At 31.1% G+C, this 19457-nt stretch carries 20 protein-coding genes; 9 read left to right on the top strand and 11 right to left on the bottom strand.

Features of this window, described 5'->3' with window-relative positions; genetic code table 11:
* Window positions 1-9: 9 nt before the first annotated feature.
* The 11 genes from ACKTSW_RS08885 to uvrA form a co-directional block, all read right to left on the bottom strand.
* Window positions 10-1299, bottom strand: coding sequence for an HlyD family secretion protein (locus ACKTSW_RS08885; protein WP_408024912.1), 1290 nt, complete (start codon window positions 1297-1299; stop codon window positions 10-12).
* A gap of 74 nt (window positions 1300-1373) precedes the next feature.
* The gene (locus tag ACKTSW_RS08880) at window positions 1374-1553 is read right to left on the bottom strand and encodes a hypothetical protein (protein WP_408024911.1); all 180 of its coding nucleotides are present in this window, start codon (window positions 1551-1553) and stop codon (window positions 1374-1376) included.
* An 87-nt stretch (window positions 1554-1640) separates the two neighbouring features.
* The gene (locus tag ACKTSW_RS08875) at window positions 1641-3827 is read right to left on the bottom strand and encodes a peptidase domain-containing ABC transporter (RefSeq protein ID WP_408024910.1); all 2187 of its coding nucleotides are present in this window, start codon (window positions 3825-3827) and stop codon (window positions 1641-1643) included.
* A 249-nt stretch (window positions 3828-4076) separates the two neighbouring features.
* On the bottom strand, window positions 4077-4262 hold the full coding sequence (locus tag ACKTSW_RS08870; RefSeq protein ID WP_408024909.1) for a hypothetical protein: 186 nt from the start codon (window positions 4260-4262) through the stop codon (window positions 4077-4079).
* A 269-nt stretch (window positions 4263-4531) separates the two neighbouring features.
* Window positions 4532-4726 (bottom strand): hypothetical protein, encoded by a 195-nt coding sequence (locus ACKTSW_RS08865; protein ID WP_408024908.1) that lies wholly within the window; start codon window positions 4724-4726, stop codon window positions 4532-4534.
* Window positions 4727-4921: 195 nt separating this feature from the next.
* Window positions 4922-5131, bottom strand: a complete 210-nt coding sequence (locus ACKTSW_RS08860; protein WP_408024907.1) for a hypothetical protein — start codon at window positions 5129-5131, stop codon at window positions 4922-4924.
* 20 nt (window positions 5132-5151) lie between these two features.
* Window positions 5152-5394, bottom strand: coding sequence for a hypothetical protein (locus ACKTSW_RS08855; RefSeq protein WP_408024906.1), 243 nt, complete (start codon window positions 5392-5394; stop codon window positions 5152-5154).
* Window positions 5395-5408: 14 nt separating this feature from the next.
* Complete coding sequence (locus ACKTSW_RS08850) at window positions 5409-5597, bottom strand: hypothetical protein (protein ID WP_408024905.1); 189 nt, start codon at window positions 5595-5597, stop codon at window positions 5409-5411.
* 125 nt (window positions 5598-5722) lie between these two features.
* Window positions 5723-7309: a vitamin K epoxide reductase family protein gene (locus ACKTSW_RS08845; protein ID WP_408024904.1), complete on the bottom strand. Its 1587-nt coding sequence runs from the start codon at window positions 7307-7309 to the stop codon at window positions 5723-5725.
* A gap of 120 nt (window positions 7310-7429) precedes the next feature.
* Window positions 7430-8113, bottom strand: a complete 684-nt coding sequence (locus ACKTSW_RS08840) for a DNA-binding response regulator (protein ID WP_408024903.1) — start codon at window positions 8111-8113, stop codon at window positions 7430-7432.
* 138 nt (window positions 8114-8251) lie between these two features.
* Window positions 8252-11077 carry an excinuclease ABC subunit UvrA gene (gene uvrA, locus ACKTSW_RS08835; RefSeq protein WP_408024902.1) on the bottom strand — a complete coding sequence of 942 codons (2826 nt, stop codon included), beginning with the start codon at window positions 11075-11077 and terminating at the stop codon, window positions 8252-8254.
* 92 nt (window positions 11078-11169) lie between these two features.
* Between uvrA and ACKTSW_RS08830 the strand changes: the two genes are divergently transcribed.
* From ACKTSW_RS08830 to ACKTSW_RS08790, 9 genes are all read left to right on the top strand, one after another.
* Window positions 11170-12015 carry a class I SAM-dependent methyltransferase gene (locus ACKTSW_RS08830; RefSeq protein WP_408024901.1) on the top strand — a complete coding sequence of 282 codons (846 nt, stop codon included), beginning with the start codon at window positions 11170-11172 and terminating at the stop codon, window positions 12013-12015.
* The gene (locus ACKTSW_RS08825; protein WP_408024900.1) at window positions 12015-12242 is read left to right on the top strand and encodes a PspC domain-containing protein; all 228 of its coding nucleotides are present in this window, start codon (window positions 12015-12017) and stop codon (window positions 12240-12242) included. Before ACKTSW_RS08830 ends, ACKTSW_RS08825 begins: the two co-directional genes overlap by 1 nt.
* A complete protein-coding gene (locus ACKTSW_RS08820) occupies window positions 12239-13243 on the top strand; it encodes a potassium channel family protein (protein ID WP_408024899.1) in 1005 nt (334 codons plus the stop codon). The genes ACKTSW_RS08825 and ACKTSW_RS08820 overlap by 4 nt, the downstream gene beginning before the upstream one ends.
* Window positions 13243-14139: an SDR family oxidoreductase gene (locus tag ACKTSW_RS08815; protein ID WP_408024898.1), complete on the top strand. Its 897-nt coding sequence runs from the start codon at window positions 13243-13245 to the stop codon at window positions 14137-14139. Before ACKTSW_RS08820 ends, ACKTSW_RS08815 begins: the two co-directional genes overlap by 1 nt.
* 89 nt (window positions 14140-14228) lie before the next feature.
* Window positions 14229-15845 carry an alanine/glycine:cation symporter family protein gene (locus ACKTSW_RS08810; protein ID WP_408024897.1) on the top strand — a complete coding sequence of 539 codons (1617 nt, stop codon included), beginning with the start codon at window positions 14229-14231 and terminating at the stop codon, window positions 15843-15845.
* 12 nt (window positions 15846-15857) lie between these two features.
* A complete protein-coding gene (locus ACKTSW_RS08805; RefSeq protein WP_408024896.1) occupies window positions 15858-16775 on the top strand; it encodes a helix-hairpin-helix domain-containing protein in 918 nt (305 codons plus the stop codon).
* Between the two features lie 31 nt (window positions 16776-16806).
* A complete protein-coding gene (locus tag ACKTSW_RS08800; protein WP_408024895.1) occupies window positions 16807-17973 on the top strand; it encodes an acyl-CoA dehydrogenase family protein in 1167 nt (388 codons plus the stop codon).
* Between the two features lie 308 nt (window positions 17974-18281).
* Window positions 18282-18479: a 30S ribosomal protein S21 gene (gene rpsU, locus ACKTSW_RS08795; RefSeq protein ID WP_408024894.1), complete on the top strand. Its 198-nt coding sequence runs from the start codon at window positions 18282-18284 to the stop codon at window positions 18477-18479.
* A gap of 81 nt (window positions 18480-18560) precedes the next feature.
* On the top strand, window positions 18561-19451 hold the full coding sequence (locus tag ACKTSW_RS08790) for a tyrosine-type recombinase/integrase (protein ID WP_408024893.1): 891 nt from the start codon (window positions 18561-18563) through the stop codon (window positions 19449-19451).
* Window positions 19452-19457: the final 6 nt, after the last annotated feature.

Genomic DNA, 19457 nt, shown 5'->3' with positions numbered 1-19457 from the left:
GAGAATTTCTTATTTAATAATATTTTTAAGTTGATAGAAGAATCGTTCTATCAATCTTAAATCTTCAGTTACTATATCTGCTGCTCCCTTCATTTCTTGCCTAAAAGGAATGGATTTGTCGTAAGTAGTTTTTAGATTCTGTGGAAGTTCAACGTCAATTAAGTAACTTCCTTCTTCATTAGGAATTAGTGAAATAGATTTAACGGTTCCGTTTAATTCACCAAATTCATCAGATGGATAATTTAATAGTTTAATTTGAACTTTCTGACCTTTTTTTATTTTTCCAGAGTTAGCAGCTGGAGCTTTAATTTTACCAATAAAAAAGTTTCCTTTATTTGGAATAATGGTGAAAATTAAATCACCCGTGTTAACAGTTTGGTTTTTATTCCAAAAAGATAGAAACGATACTTTACCATCCGTAGATGAGGTTAAGGCATATTGTTTCTCCCAATCTTTAATAGCTTTTTTTAAGTATAAGAAAGATTGTATAGCTTTCTTTTTTAATCTTGTATCTTGTTGTGTTTTCTTTATAGTGGTACCTTCTAGGTTTTTTGCAGAATTATTAATTAATTCTCGTATTTGTGAAATTGAAGATTCGAGAGTTTTATAAGAGCGTTTTGCTTGTAGGTATTCTATTTCTTTTTGATCTTTTTCTTTAGCTGAGATAACCCCTTGGTTGAACATTTTTCTGCTACGTTCTAAGTCTTTTTCTTTGAATTCTAATTCTTTTAAGTTTAATTCTTTTTGTGATAATAAAATTTGCAACCTTCCTTTTGCTTCTATAACAGACATTTGATTTGCAAAGTTTTCAGATTTAAAAGGGGTTAGTTTTTCATTTAAGACATATTCTGAGTAGTCGTTTTCAAACTGAGAAAAACTAGAGGTAATATCCCCTAATATTAATGGAGGTACTTCATCAATTGGAAAAAAGAATTTTTGTTGATTTATTTCAATTGTGTCTACAATACTTTTTAATAACAATACATCTTTGTAAGATGCACTGTTTTCAATAACAGCCAAAACATCACCTTCTGATACATTTTTACCCTCACTGGTTAAAAATACTTCAAATTGTCCGTTAGATTTAGCGTAAATTTTTTCTGGAGGGATTGATGTAGTAACCATAACTTCTGTAGAAATAACATCAGGATATTTTACAAACCATGAAATAAATAACAACATTACGATAAGTCCAAGAAGTAAAGTATTACCCCAACGAATCATCCAATTTGGTACATGTGTTAAAATTTCTTGAACTTCTTCACTTCGTATTTCTATGTTTTGTGTATTGTTTGGCATTTAATATTAAAAGTATTTTTATAGAGAGAAAGTTTTTACTTTCTCTCTATAGTTTGTTTTAATTGTTGTGTTTTTTAGCAAGCAACACCTTCTTCCGCAAAATAATGACATTCTCCTCCTATAATAATGCATGAGGTTACAGGAGAAGGAGGACAAGAAGGATTGCTATAACAGCAAATAAACTTACCTCCACTAATTTGTTGTTGCTCAACTCTATTAAGAGCTTTCCCTAAATCTAATATTGATTTTTTCATAATGATATAATTTAATTAATTAATTAATTAATCCTTGATTTTTTAAGACACCCAAGGTTTTGCGTCTATTATTTGCGAGAGAATATCTTATTTACCTAAGTCTAGTTGATTTTTTACTAAATGGTAATAACTTCCTTTTAATTTGATTAGTTCTTCATGGCTTCCTTTTTCAATTATTTTTCCTTTATCTAACACAACTATTTGATGTGCATTTTTCACAGTGCTTAATCGGTGTGCTATAACTACAGCTGTTTTATTGGCAAAAAACTCGTTGAGTTTTTCCATAATTACTTTTTCATTGTTAGCGTCGAGCGCACTAGTAGCTTCGTCAAAGAATAAGAATTTTGGATTTTTATATACAGATCGAGCAATTAGTAATCGTTGTTTTTGACCAGTACTAAGTCCGTTACCTTCGCTACCAATTTTTGTATTGTAACCTAGTGGTAACCCTTCAATATAATCGTTAATATTTGCTACATTAATTGCGTGGGCTAACTTTTCTTTATCTACATAATCTTCTCCTACTGCGATGTTTTTAGCTATGGAATCATTAAAAATATATCCTTCTTGCATTACTACTCCACAGTTTCTTCTCCATTCTTTCTGTGATATGTTTTTTAAATTGAATTTACCAATCATAATATCTCCTTGGTCAACTTGATAAAAACCAAGTAACAATTTCATTAAAGTAGTTTTCCCACTTCCACTAACACCTACAATAGCTGTTGTTTTATTAGCAGGAATTTCGAGTGATAAATCTTTTAATACAGGTTCTAAACCACCAGTGTATCTAAATGAAATGTCATCTAATTTTATAGATGTGTTTTCAGGAATAGTTGTTACTTTTTCGTCTTCAGGTCTCTCTTCGTCTTCCATGTTGTGTATTTCACCTAACCTGTCTATAGATATTTGTGCATCTTGTATATCTCTCATGAAGTTAATTAGCTGTGTAATAGGACCGTTTAATTGGCCAACGATGTAGCTAATAGCCATCATCATACCTAAGGTAATTTGACCATCTATAACAAGTTTGGCAGACAGTATGGTAATGAACATGTTTTTTAACTCATTTATAAAGTTAGAACCTACGCTTTGAGTTTGTTCTAAAGCAAGGCTTTTAGTAGCTACTTTAAATAAACGAGCTTGGACGTATTCCCAGTTCCAACGCATACGTCTTTCAGCATTGTGGAGTTTTATTTCTTGCATTCCGTTAATAAGTTCAATAACCTTACTTTGTTCTTGACTTACTTGTGAAAATCTTTTATAATCAAGTTCTTTTCTTTTCTTAAAAAAGAACAATACCCACCCAAAATAAAGAACACTTCCTAGTACAAAAACTCCAAATATTTGTATACTATAATAACCTAAAACTAAGCTGAAAATAATAAGGTTGAAAAAAGAAAATAAAACAGTTAATGAAGATGTTGTTAAAATTCTTTCTATACGCTTATGATCGTTTATTCTTTGTAGTAAATCACCAGTCATTCTTACATCAAAGTAGGAGATAGGGAGTTTCATTAGTTTAATAAAGAAATCAGAGATTAAAGAAATATTGATTCTAGTACTAAGATGTAGTAAAATCCAACTTCTTATAATTTCTAAGGAAGCTTTTCCAATAAATAAAAATAACTGGGCAAATAGAATTAAGTATACAAAGTTTAAATCTTGATTTTTGATCCCTACATCAACAATACTTTGGGTTAAAAAAGGTAATATTAATTGTAATAAACTCCCAGCTAGAAGTCCTATAATTAACTGAACAATAAACTTTTTATATTTATATAAATATTTGAAGATAAAAGAAAAACCAAACTTTTCATCTTCTTCAAATTCTTCTTGGTAAAATTTAGGTGTTGGTTCAACTAATAAGGCAATCCCTTCTTCTGTATTTTCGTCTGCATTGTTGCCAATCCAATGTTGAATGAACTCTTCTTTAGTAAAAGTAATAAGTCCATGTGCAGGATCAGATATATAAACAGTATTTTTTTTTATTTTATATAGAACTACGTAATGGTTTTTGTTCCAGTGAACAATACATGGGAAAGGAGCTTCTTTAAGTTTTTTAAAAGCTAACTTGATTCCTAAAGATTTAAAACCAATAGATTCAACAGCGTCACTTAAACCGAGTAAGCTACTACCTTCTCGAGTAGTTTCGCTTAAGCTTCTTAATTGTTGTGTGTTAATAGTTTTACCATAGTGTTTAGCTATGATTTTTATGCATGTAGGGCCGCAGTCTTTTGCTTCAGTCTGCTTGTAATTTGGAAATTTTTTCAAGTTCAATTTTGGTATAAGATATAACTAGGTTAGAAATATACAATTTCTAACCTAGTTATAGTAATTACTATCGATAATATGCTTTTATGATGGTGAGTATTATATTTATACATGTACCTCTGGATTTATAATTTTGTTTAGAGGTTGGTATGATTGTAAGACTACCATTGATTTGAATTTATCATTTTAAATTTAGATAGAATAATGCTAAATTTAAAATAGATTTTTCATGCATAGTACTTATAAAAACTAAATTATACCCCCGTCGCATAAATACCCTGTATTAGCACCAAAGGTTTGACACCATCCAGCTGTATTACAACAGTTGCCACTACCACATTGATAATGATTGTCACACTGCTTCTTACCACCATTAATTTGAGTTTGTTGTACCTTGTTTAAGGCTTTACCTAAATTTAAAATTGATTTTTTCATTTTTTGTAGTTTACGATTATTAATTAACATCCTGAACAGCTAACACCTCCATTAGGGCAAAATTGCCATGGACCAGTATAGCTATTATTACCATTATTAGTTTCCTTTTCAGTATAGCAGTAAAATACCATTACAATATTGACCTGATAGACAATTACTTTGATCGTCACAAAAGCTTAGAGAACCTCAACCATTGATTAATTTTTAGTTCTATCTTGTTTAAAGTTTTACCGATGTTTAAAATTTGTTTTTTCTTAAAACGATAATTTTTATAGGTATGGGGCAGGGCATTCAGGTGTTCCATAACAGCAATTATATTGGTCGGTCCAACAACATCTCTCTATTGGATGCCAATAATAACCTTTGTCTGTTCTGCAACCACCAGGGATTTCTATACCACCTTTAATCTTTTTTTGATTGCTTTTACTTAGTGATTTACCTAAGTTTAGAATTGTTTTTTTCATAATTTTGAGTTTAATAGACCTTAAATAAAAGTCATTATTAAAGTAGTTATTTATCTTACAAAGCATTTGAGAGTACCATATATCTAAACAGCTAAGATAGTTTTGGTGATTTTTCATAATACTTTCTTCTAGTTTGTTTTGTGCTATTTATTTAAGCCTTTACTTAAATTTTAACACTGCTTCATAAGCTAGCAGTTAGATACAACAATCTGTTGATGGATGATATTGACAACCTGAAATATATGTACCTCCACAGCTAGTGTTATTTTGTGCTAAATGACTTGTAGTACAGCATCTTAGTGCTGGATCACAACATCGAGTAGGTTTTAACTTTAAACCTCCGCTAATTTGCTTTTGTTCTATTTGATTTAAGGCTTTCCCTAAGTTTAAAATTTGTTTTTTCATAATCCTTAGTTTTTTACTAATTAACACCCTGTACAGCTAATACTACCATTGGGGCAAAATTGCCACGGATGAGTACAATTGTTACTGCCACCTGTACCTGTACCACCATCATTATCTCTGTAGCAATAAATACCTCTACAATATTCACCAGAAGGGCAACTATTATTCCCGTCACAAAGACCTACAGGATCACCACCTCCATTAATTAATTTTTGGTCTTCTTTATTAAGGGCTTTCCCTAAAGTTAAAACTTGTTTTTTCATGATTTAGTTTTTAATTAATAACATGCATAACATACACCATTACAATAATCCGTACCATAAGTTCCTGATTCACAAAGCGCTAAGTTAACAGGTATACCGCCAGTACCACCACAACAAGCTTTTTTTGGATCACGTCCTCCATTAACTTTTTTTTGTTCCGCTTTATTTAAAGCCTTACCTAAGTTTAAAATTTGTTTTTTCATAATTAAAATATTAAGGTTACTTTTGCGGCGAACATTTAAAGACACTCACCAATGTGTCTATTCTTCGCGAGAGAATTTTGTTCAAAACAAGTAAAGCCCTTAATTGGGCTTTGCTTATATAATGTTTATACTCTTACCAAAACTTGAGAGCTCTCTTCCAAGTCTTCGATAAATAATATTAAATCTGTTCTATTGTATTCTTTAGGAAACGATTTTCCATTAATTAAAATTTCAGGAGTAAAATTAATAGCGTTTTCGATACACCAATTTTTTTCTTTTTCTAGTTCAGAATGGTACATTTCTTTTTGAGTACACTCACCCCATTGTTTTAACCAAGCAGCAGGTTTTTGCCCGCCATAAATTGCATCCATAGCTAATCGACACTCCTTTTGATCACCAGTGTTGTAGAGTTCTATAAGCCTACTGGTAATTTTTACAACATCATTATCTGTATCTTCTGTATTGACATTGAAACGTATTTTAATTTTTACATTATTGTGATACCTTTTAAGTATTTCATCAATATGAGTATGTACAGGTTTACAATGTCCACAAAAAGGATTCGTTATTATTGTTAGTTCTACATCGGAATTGATATTACCAAAAATAATTTCGTTACTATCGTTTAAATAAGTGTCAAGCTGAGGTGATTTTTGCAATAAACTATTAAACAGTTCATAATTCCTTTTAAACTTCACACTTTCAATTTTTTCTTTTTTAAGTTCATGTACTTCTGTAAACAGAGGTTTAATATAACTCCAAGCTAACCATGTTAGGGAAGCTATTAACCCGAAGGTTACAAGATCACTAATAATGAAATTTTCAATATAATTGTTTGTAAGTATAGGAATTAAAGCTTGTAACCAAAGTACACCAACAATACTTAAACATAAAAGGCACCATTTTTTTACTACTGCATATTGATAGTATAAAGAGTATAAGGTAATTGGTAAAGCAAGTAAGCTAATGGTATATGATATAGTTGGGTTATGAATTTGTGTAAAAGTTAAAAGAGCTAATCCAGTAAAATAAAGCATGCTAAAATCACTTAATTTGTAGCCTTTTAATATTTCAGCACCTTTAGAAGTTAACACAGCATCACAGTCTTTTTTGTCGTCAGCTCCAGAACAAAAAGCATCGCCTATCGAAGTTTTTAATCCTAACTCTTGTTTTATAATGGCTATACTAATAATAACTCCTACTATTGATAATAGAAAGTAGAATGTGTTATACCATGAAGAAGTATTGTTGAATATATAAAACAAGGCAAAAGCAAGTAGTAGGGTAAATCCGACAGTTTTTACTAGTTTGGAGTTACTGCTTGTTGTTTGGTAGCCTTCTGTTTCTTCCACAGCGACAATAATACCAGTAAATTTATTTAGAAATTCCTTTTCAAGGGTTTTACTTTTTTTATTATCGGCATCGTAAATAATATATTCAGCATCTTTTTTTTCAACAACAACTAAATCCTGTCCTCGATTGGTGTTTATTTGTGCAATAAAGCAAATGGGCAGTTGTGAAAGTGTTTCGGTATTAACAGGAACATCAGCAGCAACATTTTCGATATTAAAATGGTCTAACACTCCTGTAATTGCATGTAGACTAGGATAAGAGGGATGGCTTTGAATTTGAAAAGCTAACTCTTCTTTATCGAAAGAAATTTTATTTTTCTTAAGTAGTTTTTGTACTAAATTGATTAATGTGTCTTTCAAAGGTAGAGGGTTTTTAAGTATAGCTGTCTCTAGTTTTTCTCAAAGCTATGTTTTGATTGTTAATTTTTAAGAAAATAAACCATAAAAAAAGTAAGGAAAAACCATACTTTTTTATGTTTCCTATATAAAGCCTTTCTCTTTTGCTATTAATATTAATTCTCTATCTCCTTTAGCTTTTACATTAAAAATTTTCTTTAAATGTCGTTTGCGTTTTTCAATGCTAGCTGCAGATAGCGGAATATAGTTAGGCATGTCTTTCATCTTAGAACCTAGAGAAAGCTCATATAAAATCTGTCGGTCTATTGAATCGATAGATAGGTTATGTGAAATTTCTTTTCTTAAAAGGCTTAAAACAGTTTTGCTGTAATAAGGAATGTTATTGGTAACATTGTGTATTGCATTTTTTAACTCTTTAGAAGTTAAATCATTTTTAATAAGGAAACCTTCAGGGTTTAAACTTTTAAAAATACTATGAATTCTGTAATTGTCATTACATTCAGTTGAAACAATAATTTTTGTACGTGGTAGTAATTTTCTTATCAGAAGACCTAAATCTTCTCCAGAGAAAATTTTTCTATTCATTGCAGGAGAAAGTTTTAAGTCTAAAACAACAAAGTTTAGAGAAGTTTCTTTTTCAATGGTTTTTTTTATAATATCATAGGCTCCATTACAATTATATGTAATGTCTGTGTTGAAACTAAATTTAGGATTTAACCTAGCAATTTTAGATATTATATTTTGGTACGTTTCACATATTAGTGGGCAATTATCAGCTATTAGAGCAGACTGTTTTTCTTTTCTCATCTTTAAATATAATTTCGGGGAAATACTATTTTACTGATTTTCAATACGTAAATCAGGACTATAAATTTATATAAACTAATTTAAAATAAAAAAAATATAAGAAAAATAAATTACTAACACATAAGAAATGATGTTTTGTTATTTTTTTAGCTCTTTTTTTAGGAATTTAGCGGTATAACTTTTATTGTGTTTAGAAACTTCTTCAGGGGTTCCATACGTCAGTACTTTTCCACCCTTCTTTCCTCCTTCCATGCCAATATCAATAATATAATCTGCTAGTTTAATAACGTCTAAGTTGTGTTCAATAATTAAAACAGTATTCCCTTTGTTAGCTAATTTATTTAAAACATCCATTAACACTCGAATGTCTTCAAAATGTAAACCAGTAGTTGGTTCATCAAGAATATAAAATGTGTTACCAGTGTCTCTTTTTGATAATTCAGAAGCTAATTTGATACGTTGTGCTTCTCCACCAGAAAGAGTAGTAGATTGTTGACCAAGAGTGATGTATCCTAAACCTACATCTTTAATTGTTTTTAGTTTTCTATATATTTTAGGAATATGCTCAAAAAAGACGGTAGCTTCGTCGATTGTCATTTCTAAAATATCTGAAATTGACTTTCCTTTATAACGAATTTCTAATGTTTCTCGATTAAAACGTTTTCCTTGACAGGTTTCACATTCTACATGAACATCTGGTAAGAAATTCATTTCAATAACACGAACACCACCACCTTGACAGGTTTCACAGCGTCCTCCTTTTACATTAAAACTAAAACGACCAGGTTTATAACCTCGAATTGAAGCTTCTGGAGTTTTTGCAAATAAACTTCGTATTTCGCTAAATACCCCAGTATAAGTAGCAGGGTTTGAACGAGGGGTTCTACCAATAGGAGATTGATCAATGTCAATAACTTTATCAATATGCTCTAAACCTTCAATTTTTTTATAAGGCATCGGTTTTTTTACACCCCTATAAATATGTGTATTTAAAATAGGATAGAGAGTTTCGTTAATTAAGGTAGATTTTCCACTGCCTGAAACCCCAGTAACACAAATCATTTTCCCTAACGGAAATTCAACTGAAACATTTTTTAAGTTGTTTCCTGAAGCTCCTTTTAGTATAATTGATTTTCCGTTGCCTTCTCTACGTTTTTTAGGAACTTCAATTACTTTTCTTCTAGATAAATAATCAGCAGTTAACGTATCGTGAGCCTTTAAATCGTCAAAACTTCCTTCACTTACTATTTCACCTCCATGACGTCCTGCACCAGGGCCAATATCTAATACAAAATCAGCATTTTTAATCATGTCTTCATCATGTTCAACTACTAAAACAGAGTTTCCAACATCACGTAATTTGATAAGTGAATCGATTAATTTTTGATTGTCTCGTTGGTGTAAACCAATACTGGGTTCATCCAAAATATAGAGAACTCCTACTAATTGAGACCCAATTTGTGTTGCCAATCGAATGCGCTGTGCTTCACCACCAGAAAGTGATTTAGAGGTTCTGTCTAGAGTTAAGTAATCTAATCCGACATCTAATAAAAACTGAATTCGAGTTCTGATTTCTTTTAAAATCTCAAAGGCAATGGTAAGTTGCTTTTTTGATAGTTCTTTATCGATTCCTTGGAACCAACTAGCTAACTCTAACACATCCATCTGTGCTAAATCACTAATATTTTTATCGGTGATTTTAAAATGAAGTGCTTCTTTTTTTAATCGTTTTCCATTACAAAGAGAACAAGTAACTTCATTCATAAACCCTTTAGCCCAACGTTTTATTGAAGTGCTTTCTGAGTTTTTATATTGGTTTTCAATGAAGGCAATAATTCCTTCAAAGTCAATTTCATATTTTCTAGTAACTCCAGCAGTTTTTGATTGTATTTCAAACTTTTCTTTCCCGCCGTGAAGAATAATCTCCATTGCTTCTTTAGGGATGCTTTTTATAGGATCAGTTAATTTAAAACTATAACGATCAGCTATAGTTTGAAGTTGTTTAAAAATCCAGCTGTTTTTTTGTTCTCCTAAAGGAATAATTCCTCCATTTTTAATTGAAACACTATCGTTTGGGATTATCTTTTGATTGTTTATTTCATTAGTAATCCCTAATCCGTTACAGTGAGAACATGCACCTTTTGGTGAGTTGAACGAGAAAGTGTTTGGTTCTGGATTAGGATATGCAATTCCAGTAGTAGGACACATGAGTTCACGACTAAAGTAGCGCGGTTTATCATTGTCAACATCAATCACCATTAAAATATTATCACCCGTATATAAGGCTGTTTTAATGGTTTCATCCAAACGTTTTTCGGCAGTGTCATTCATAACTAACCGATCAATAACCACTTCAATATCGTGGGTTTTGTAGCGGTCGAGTTTCATGCCTTTTTCAATCTCACGAATTTCACCATCAACTCGAACACGAACAAAACCTTGTTTAGAAATTTGTTCGAACAATTCGCGATAATGTCCTTTTCTCGATTTAATTATTGGGGCAAGTATTGCAATACGCTTTCCGTCAAAATCTTTTAAAATTAATTCTTTGATTTGTTCATCTGAATAACTGACCATTTTTTCGCCAGTATTGTAAGAATAAGCATCAGCTGCACGAGAAAATAACAGACGAAGAAAATCATAAATTTCAGTAATAGTACCTACTGTAGAACGCGGACTTTTATTCGTAGTTTTTTGTTCAATAGAAATAACAGGAGAAAGTCCGTCGATTTTATCAACATCAGGACGCTCTAGTCCGCCTAAAAATTGACGTGCGTATGCAGAAAATGTTTCAATATAGCGACGTTGTCCTTCAGCATAAATAGTATCAAATGCTAGTGAAGATTTTCCGCTACCGCTTAAACCAGTAATAACAACTAGTTTTTCACGAGGAATCTTAACATCAATGTTTTTTAAATTATGAGCTCTTGCTCCGTAAACTTCTATGTATTCTTGTTCTTTCAAAGTGAGGATTTTACCAAAAAAGGCAAAGTTACCAAAACCAAATTTATTTTAAACAAAGGGGACTAACAAATGATATGAAATTGGTATCTTGCATGTTATCTATAATAATAGTAATGCATAAAAAGAGTATTGAAATACACGAAACAGCTTTTGTTACATCAACATTCAGGTCTTTAAATGAAGATTTGAGTAGAGATGTATACGCTAAACTTTGGGGTAATTCTAGAACAAATGTTTTAGTAGAAAAGTATCTTAATCAAGTTTGTAAAGAAGAAGTTTCAGCACATTGTTTAAGAAATCGATTTTTTCTTGAAGAGATTGAAAGATTAAAACCTGAAGTGCTTATTAATTTCGGGAGTGGTTTTAGTATGTATCCTTTTTTATTGAACGAACACATGATTAATGTTGAGATAGATAAAAAAGAAGTAATACTTTGTAAAGAGGAAAAAATTAAAGAGTTTCAAAAAGAGGGAAAATTACCCAAAAGAACAATCTATTTTATAGGAGTAGATTTTAGTAAAGAGTATGTTGATGTATTGTTGGAAACACTCAAGACAATAAAGGGAAGTAAATCTTCTTTTATTTTAATAGAAGGGGTGTTGTTTTTTTTGTCAAGAAAAGATACAGATAAACTTTTTGAGCTGTTTTCAAAATTACAAGAAGAAGGGGACTATGTAGGAAGTGCTTCTTTTCAAAATGATTTAAAAAATACACAAGGGTTTAAAAAATTACTCGATTTTTGCAATAATGAAATGATAAAGACTGAAGCATCAGATTGGCAAACGATAGAAGATGATTTTTATACTAAAAATAAAAACTATAGTTTAGAGAATCATCAAGATTATTTCAGTCTTTCAAAAAAGTACAATAATCAAGTGAAATTAGAAAAAAAATTAATTTTAAACGAGTATTTTTATATCTTAAAAAAAATAGTTTAATGAAACTAATCCATTCTGTAAGACATTTTTTTGAGCGCCATGGGTTTAACGTGTCCTCTCGATTTGCAGACCGTTTAGGTGTGCGAGCTACTAATGTACGGTTGTTTTTTATATATATGTCATTTGTAACAGTTGGCTTGTCTTTTGGTTTGTATTTAACTATGGCCTTTTTGCTGCGTTTAAAAGATATGATTTACACTAAAAGAACTTCTGTTTTTGATTTATGATAAATACCGTTTTTCAATCAAGATTATATAAAGCCGTTATCTATTCTGTATTGATTGTCTCAATAGGAGTGCTAGGTTATATTGTGCTTTTTGGGTATTCTTTAATAGATGCCCTGTATATGACAATTATAACCATTAGTACAATTGGTTTTGGAGAAGTGCATCCATTTGGAACGGGTGAGAAACTATTTACTATAGGATTGATTTTATCGAGTATATTTATTTTTGGTTATGCGGTTTCTTCATTTTCAGAATATTTAATTAGTGGGCAATTTTTTCATCAACTAAAAATAAAAAAAGTGCAAAAAAAAATAGAACAATTACGAGGACACACCATTGTGTGTGGCTATGGGAGAAATGGAAAGCAAGCTATATCTAAACTAGAAAGTTACAAGAAAGATATAGTGGTAGTTGAAAAACATGAGACAATTGTTAAACGGCTAGAAGAAAAAAATGTATTAACGATTGAAGGAGACGCAACACTTGATGAAACTTTATTAAGATCCGGTATTATGAATGCCAGTAATTTAATAACTGCTTTGCCTTCAGATGCAGATAATTTGTTTGTTGTACTTACAGCAAAACAATTGAATAAAAACTGTAAAGTGATTAGTAGAGCATCAAAAGAAACCTCATATAGTAAACTAAAAATTGCTGGAGCAGATAATGTTATAATGCCTGATAAATTGGGAGGGTCTCATATGGCTTCCTTGGTGGTTACACCAGATGTTATTGAATTTGTTGATAGATTAACCATTGAGGGAGAAACTACAGCGAATTTAGAAGAAGTTGGAATTAATGATTTGCCAGAAAAATATATAGATAAAACGATTTTAGATTTAGATTTACGCAGAAAGACAGGATGTACTGTCATAGGATATCGTACCCCGAACAAAGATTATATTATCAATCCTGAAGCTTCTGTGAAATTAGAAGCAGGGGGTAATTTAATTGTCCTAGGTCGCCCAGAGCAAATAGAAACGCTTAGAAGAATTTTTTAATGAAGAAAGTTGTTGTAACTGGGAGTAATGGTTTGTTGGGGCAAACTTTAGTAAACCTTTTGTTAAAAGAAAAAGAGTATCAAGTAATAGGCTTCTCTAGAGGCGATAATAGGAGTGGGAGGAATGATTTTGAGTATGTTTCGATTGATATTACAGATGAAACGTTACTTTATAGAAAGTTGTCTGAATACAAACCAGATGTTATTGTGAATACGGCAGCGATGACCAATGTTGATGCATGTGAAGAGAATAAAGAGGTATGCGATAAACTAAATATAGATGTGGTTCAATACCTTAAAAACTATTCTAAAGAAAATATCACACACTTAATCCATATTTCAACTGATTTTATTTTTGATGGTAAAAATGGGCCTTATATAGAGACTGATAAACCGAATCCTTTAAGTTATTATGGACTCTCAAAGTTAAAATCAGAACAGGTTTTAACAGCGTCTATGATAAACTACACGATTTTGCGTACTATATTGGTCTATGGAAAAGTGCACAATATGTCTCGTAGTAATATAGTGTTATGGGTAAAAAAAATGTTGGAAGATGGGAAAGAAATTACAATGGTAAAAGATCAGTTCCGTATGCCAACGTACGTGGAAGATTTAGCTTTAGCGTGCAAATTATCAATGGATAAGAAAGCATTCGGAATTTTTAATATATCATCAAATACCTTGTTGAGTATTTATGAAATAGCACAACAAATAGCAGAGGTTTTTAAATTAGATAAAAGCTTAATTAAACCAATTTCCACAGTTTCATTAAATCAAACAGCTAAACGTCCACCTATAACAGGTTTTGATTTAACAAAAACAAGGAAGTATCTAGGTTTAGTTCCCAAACCATTTCAAGAAGGTTTACAAAAAATTAAAGAAAAGCTAACATAAATACTATATTTAACAATGAAAACTTGTCGTAAGTACATTTTTTTATGATATTGCGGGCTACAAATTCAAAAATATAATCATACACAATCATGAACAAAAGACTACTTACGTTGCTTTTTACTTTAGTACCAATGTTAACTTTCGCATCCGATAGTACAACAGACAAAATAGATTCAATTTTTAAAGATTATACAGGGTGGTTTGTAAATGCAATATTTTACGAAATTCCATTTTCGGAAAACTTTAAAATCCCATGGGTGTTAATTGTGTTGGTAGGAGGAGCATTATATTTTACTTTCTATTTTAAATTTATAAATTTTGTAGGTTTTAAAACAGCAATACAGGTTGTAAGAGGGAAATATGAGGATATAGAAAAACATGGTGTAGATAAGCTTTATGGAGATCAAACTCCTGGAGGTGATATTTTTGAAACCATAAGAGATGAGTCAGTAGAAGGCGAGGTTTCTCACTTTCAAGCACTAACGGCGGCATTGTCAGCAACGGTAGGTTTAGGTAATATAGCAGGAGTGGCAGTTGCATTATCTATAGGAGGCCCAGGAGCTACGTTTTGGATGATATTAGCAGGTTTGTTAGGGATGGCTTCTAAGTTTGCAGAATGTACTCTAGGTGTAAAGTATAGAGATGTAGGTGAAGATGGAACTGTTTATGGAGGGCCAATGTATTATTTAACTAAAGGACTAAAAGAAAAAGGAGCAGGAGGCTTAGGTAAAGTTTTAGCAGTTTTATTTGCAATTTTTGTTATTGGAGGGTCTTTTGGAGGTGGAAACATGTTTCAAGCAAACCAAGCAGCAGCTCAGTTTACAAAGCTTTTTGAATTAACAGGCCCTAATGCAGGATTGTATTTTGGTTTGGTAATGGCAGTTTTAGTTGCTGTAGTAATTATTGGAGGTATTAGAAGAATTGCTTCGGTTACTGAAAAAGTAGTTCCTTTCATGGCTGGTATTTATGTTTTAGCAGCAGTTATTATTCTTTTTGCAAACTTTTCCTTAATTGATGATGCTTTCGGATTAATATTTGAAGGAGCATTTTCTGGATTAGGTATTGCAGGAGGTTTAATAGGTGTTATGATTCAAGGTATCCGAAGAGGAGCTTTTTCTAATGAAGCAGGTGTTGGTTCAGCAGCAATTGCACACTCAGCAGTTCGAACAAAGTACCCTGCCAGTGAAGGTATTGTTGCATTGTTAGAGCCGTTTGTTGATACAGTTGTAATTTGTACAATGACAGCTTTGGTTATTATTATTACAAACTTCGAAGGTCAGTTTATGGAATACGGAGTTCCAATTAAAGAAGGAGTTGAGTTAACAGCAGTAGCTTTTGATTCTGTAATCCCTCACTTCTCAATTGTATTAACTATAGCTGTAATTCTTTTTGCATTTTCAACAATGATATCATGGTCTTATTATGGTATGCAAGGATGGAAATTCCTGTTTGGAAAAGGGAAAATTACTGATTTGGTTTATAAAATCTTATTCTTATTCTTTGTAGTTGTTGGAGCATCTATCAGTTTAGGAGCTGTAATCGATTTTTCTGATGCAATGATCTTTGCAATGGTAGTTCCAAATATTATTGGTGTGGTAATGTTGTCACCGGTAATTAAAAAAGAGTTATCTAAGTATATGAATGCAATCAATAAGAAAGAAGAAGCGATAGAAGATGGTGCTATTGATGTTACAGAGCACATGTAAAATTCACTATAAATGAAAATATTTAAACCCCATTTCTGGTATAATAAACGCCAACGAAATGGGGTTTTCTTTTTCCTTTTTATAATTGTTGTTTTACAATTAGTATATGTTTATGGCGGTTTTTTCTCGAAAGAAGCACAAGATGTAAATAAGAAGGAGTTGATAGTTTTTCAGAGAAAAATAGACAGTTTAAAAAGAATTGAACTGGATAAAAGAGAACCAAAAAGGTATCCATTTAATCCAAATTATATTACTGACTTTAAAGGATATCAGTTAGGAATGTCAGTTGAAGAGATTGATAGATTACATAATTACAGAAAGCAAAATAAGTGGGTTAACTCTGTTGAAGATTTTAAACAAGTAACAAAAGTGTCTGATAGCTTGTTGAACAAGATAGCTCCGTATTTCAAATTTCCAGAATGGGTGAGTGCTAAAAATCAAAGGAAAGCTCAAACATTATTTCAAGTAAAGTCGGAAAGTAATTATGAAGCCGAAAATCAAAATTTAACATACATCAAACCAACGTTAAGTACTACAGATATAAATAAGGCTACTCAAGAAGATTTTAAAACTATTAGCGGAATAGGAGAAGTACTGTCTTCTCGAATCATTAAATATCGAAGTAATTTACAAGGATATTCACTTTCTGAACAGCTATATGAAGTTTGGGGCTTAGATAAAGAAACAGCAAATAGAGCTTTACAAACTTTTGCTATAGATGAAAAACCAATAATTAAAAAAGTAAATGTAAATACAGCTAAATTTAAAGAAGTATTAAAGAATCCATATATCGATTATGACTTGTGTAAAAAGATTTTTGAATACAGAGATGAAGTAGCCGAACTTCAAAATATCTCAGAATTAAGAAATATTAAAGATTTTCCATTAAATAAATACGATAGAATAATCTTATATTTGGAAGCAAAATAAACAAGCAACAAAATTTAATAAACAAACCACTATGAATAGTATGTACTTCACCGAAGAGCATGAAGCCTTTCGTCAGAGTTTTAAAGATTTTTTACAAAAAGAGGTAGTTCCTCATATAGACAAATGGGAGAAAGAAGGTGCAGTAGAACGTTTTATCTGGAAGAAATTCGGTGAAATGGGGTACTTTGGTTTAAATCAGCCAGAAGAACATGGAGGGTTAGGTTTAGACCTTTTTTATACGGTTATTTTTTTAGAAGAATTACAAAAAATAAATTCAGGAGGTTTTGCTGCTAACATGTGGGCTCACGCTTATTTAGCAATGACACATGTAAATAAAGAAGGAGACGATCGGATAAAAAAAGAATATTTAACACCAAGTATTGAAGGAGATAAAATAGGATGCTTATGTATTTCTGAACCTTTTGGAGGAAGTGATGTAGCTGGAATGCGTACAACAGCAATAAAAAAAGGAGATACTTATGTAATTAATGGATCAAAAACATTTATAACAAATGGAGTGTATTCTGATTACTTAGTGGTGGCAGCGAAAACAAATCCAGAAGACAAACATAAAGGAATGAGTATTTTTATTGTTGATAGAGATACTCCTGGAATTTCTTCAACTAAATTAGATAAGTTAGGCTGGAGAGCTTCTGACACTGCAGAAATAGCGTTTGATAATGTGATAATACCTGCTGAAAATTTAATGGGAGAAGAAGGGAAAGGATTCCCATACATAATGCAGCACTTTGCTCTAGAAAGATTAGTAATGGGAATTAATGCTCATGCACGTGCAGATTATGCTGTTGATTATGTAGTGAAGTATATGAGTGAACGTGAAGCTTTCGGAAAAACATTAGATAAATTTCAAGCCTTACGTCATAAAGTAGCAGAAATGGCTAGTAAAGTAGATATGTGTAGAGAGTATAACTACTCCATAGCAAAACGATTAAACGATGGTATCTATGTAGTGAAAGAGGCTAGTATGAGTAAACTGCTATCTACAAAAATGGCAGATGAAGTTATTTATGAAGCCTTGCAGTTGTTAGGAGGGTATGGTTATATGGAAGAATATCCAATGGCACGTTTATTACGAGATAGTCGATTAGGGCCAATTGGAGGCGGTACCTCTGAGATTCTTAAAGAGATTATTGCAAAAATAATAATAGAAAAAAAAGAATATAAGCCTGCTACATAAGTTGTAGAAAAACAATAAAATTAAAACCCTGCTATATCGCAGGGTTTTGTATTTATACTGGCCAAGGCTTGCCTCATTAGTAAATGATTAAAGTTTGGAAACATGACTCCACTAAATGCTCCATGGGCTTGCCTTGAAGAAATTTACTTAGACTTTTTTTTATCTAAAAAAGAGAAAAAGCAATTATATTTTAAATAATACTTTGTATATTTGCGCTCCAAAATTAAATAAAACAATATAATTGACTGATATACTGTTTGTTGTCAGTTTTTTAATATAAATACTACGATGAAAGGAGGTGCAAAAATATGTTAATCATTCCAGTTAAAGAAGGAGAGAATATCGATAGAGCGTTAAAACGTTATAAGCGTAAATTTGATCGTACAAAAAAGATGAAGCAATTACGTAACAGAAAACAGTTTACAAAACCATCTGTAGCAAAGCGTGCTCAAATGATTAAAGCATCTTACGTTCAAAGATTAAGAACTCAAGAAGAAGTAGGATAGTAATTATTCCTAAAACATATAAAAACCTGTATTGATATCAATACAGGTTTTTTTTGTATATTCAATTAATAAATAAAATAAATGATGCTAGTAGAAGCTTTTTTGGAGTATTTAGAGTTTGAGAGAAGGTATTCAAAAAACACAATTCAAGCCTATAAAATAGACTTAATTGCGTTTACAGATTTTTGTGAAATTGAATTTAATCAGGTGGATTTAGAGAATGTTCATTATAATCAAATTAGAGTATGGATTGTTAGTTTGGTGAATAACGAAGTTTCAAATAGAAGTATAAACAGGAAAGTAAGTTCTTTAAAATCGTTTTATAAATTTTTGCAAAAAATAGGAAAAATAAAATTAAATCCATTAGTTAATCACAAGGCATTAAAAGTTCAAAAGAAGATACAAACACCATTCAGCCAAAATGAAATAGAAGACGTTTTAAAATTAATAAAAAACAACTCTGATTTTGAATCTGTGAGAGATCGATTGATAATAGAAATGATGTATTCGACAGGAATGAGGAGAATAGAACTTGTAAATATTAAGGAGAAAGATATAAATCACGTAAACAAAACAATAAAAATATTAGGCAAGAGAAGTAAAGAAAGGTATGTAATGATATTACCATCAGTTTATAAAACATTAGAAGAATATTTAAATCAAAAAATAAAATTAAAAACAGTAGATTCTGAAGTGCTTTTTGTAACTAAAAAAGGGGTTAAAATTTATGAAACCCTTGTGTACAGAATAATAAATTTGTACTTTAGTAAAGTGTCTACAAAAGCTAAAAAAAGCCCCCATGTATTAAGGCATGCTTTTGCTACACATTTGCTTAATAACGGTGCGTCGTTAAATTCGGTTAAAGAATTACTAGGGCATTCAAGTTTAGCCTCAACTCAAGTATATACGCATAATAACTTGGAGCAAATAAAAAAAGTGTATAACAAGGCTCATCCTAGAGAGTCAATTTAAAGATCG

The sequence above is a fragment of the Tenacibaculum sediminilitoris genome, from assembly GCF_964513795.1.
Taxonomy (GTDB): domain Bacteria; phylum Bacteroidota; class Bacteroidia; order Flavobacteriales; family Flavobacteriaceae; genus Polaribacter; species Polaribacter sediminilitoris.
The sequence above is the reverse complement of the archived record's forward strand: the minus strand, read 5'-3'. Positions and strand labels throughout refer to the sequence as shown.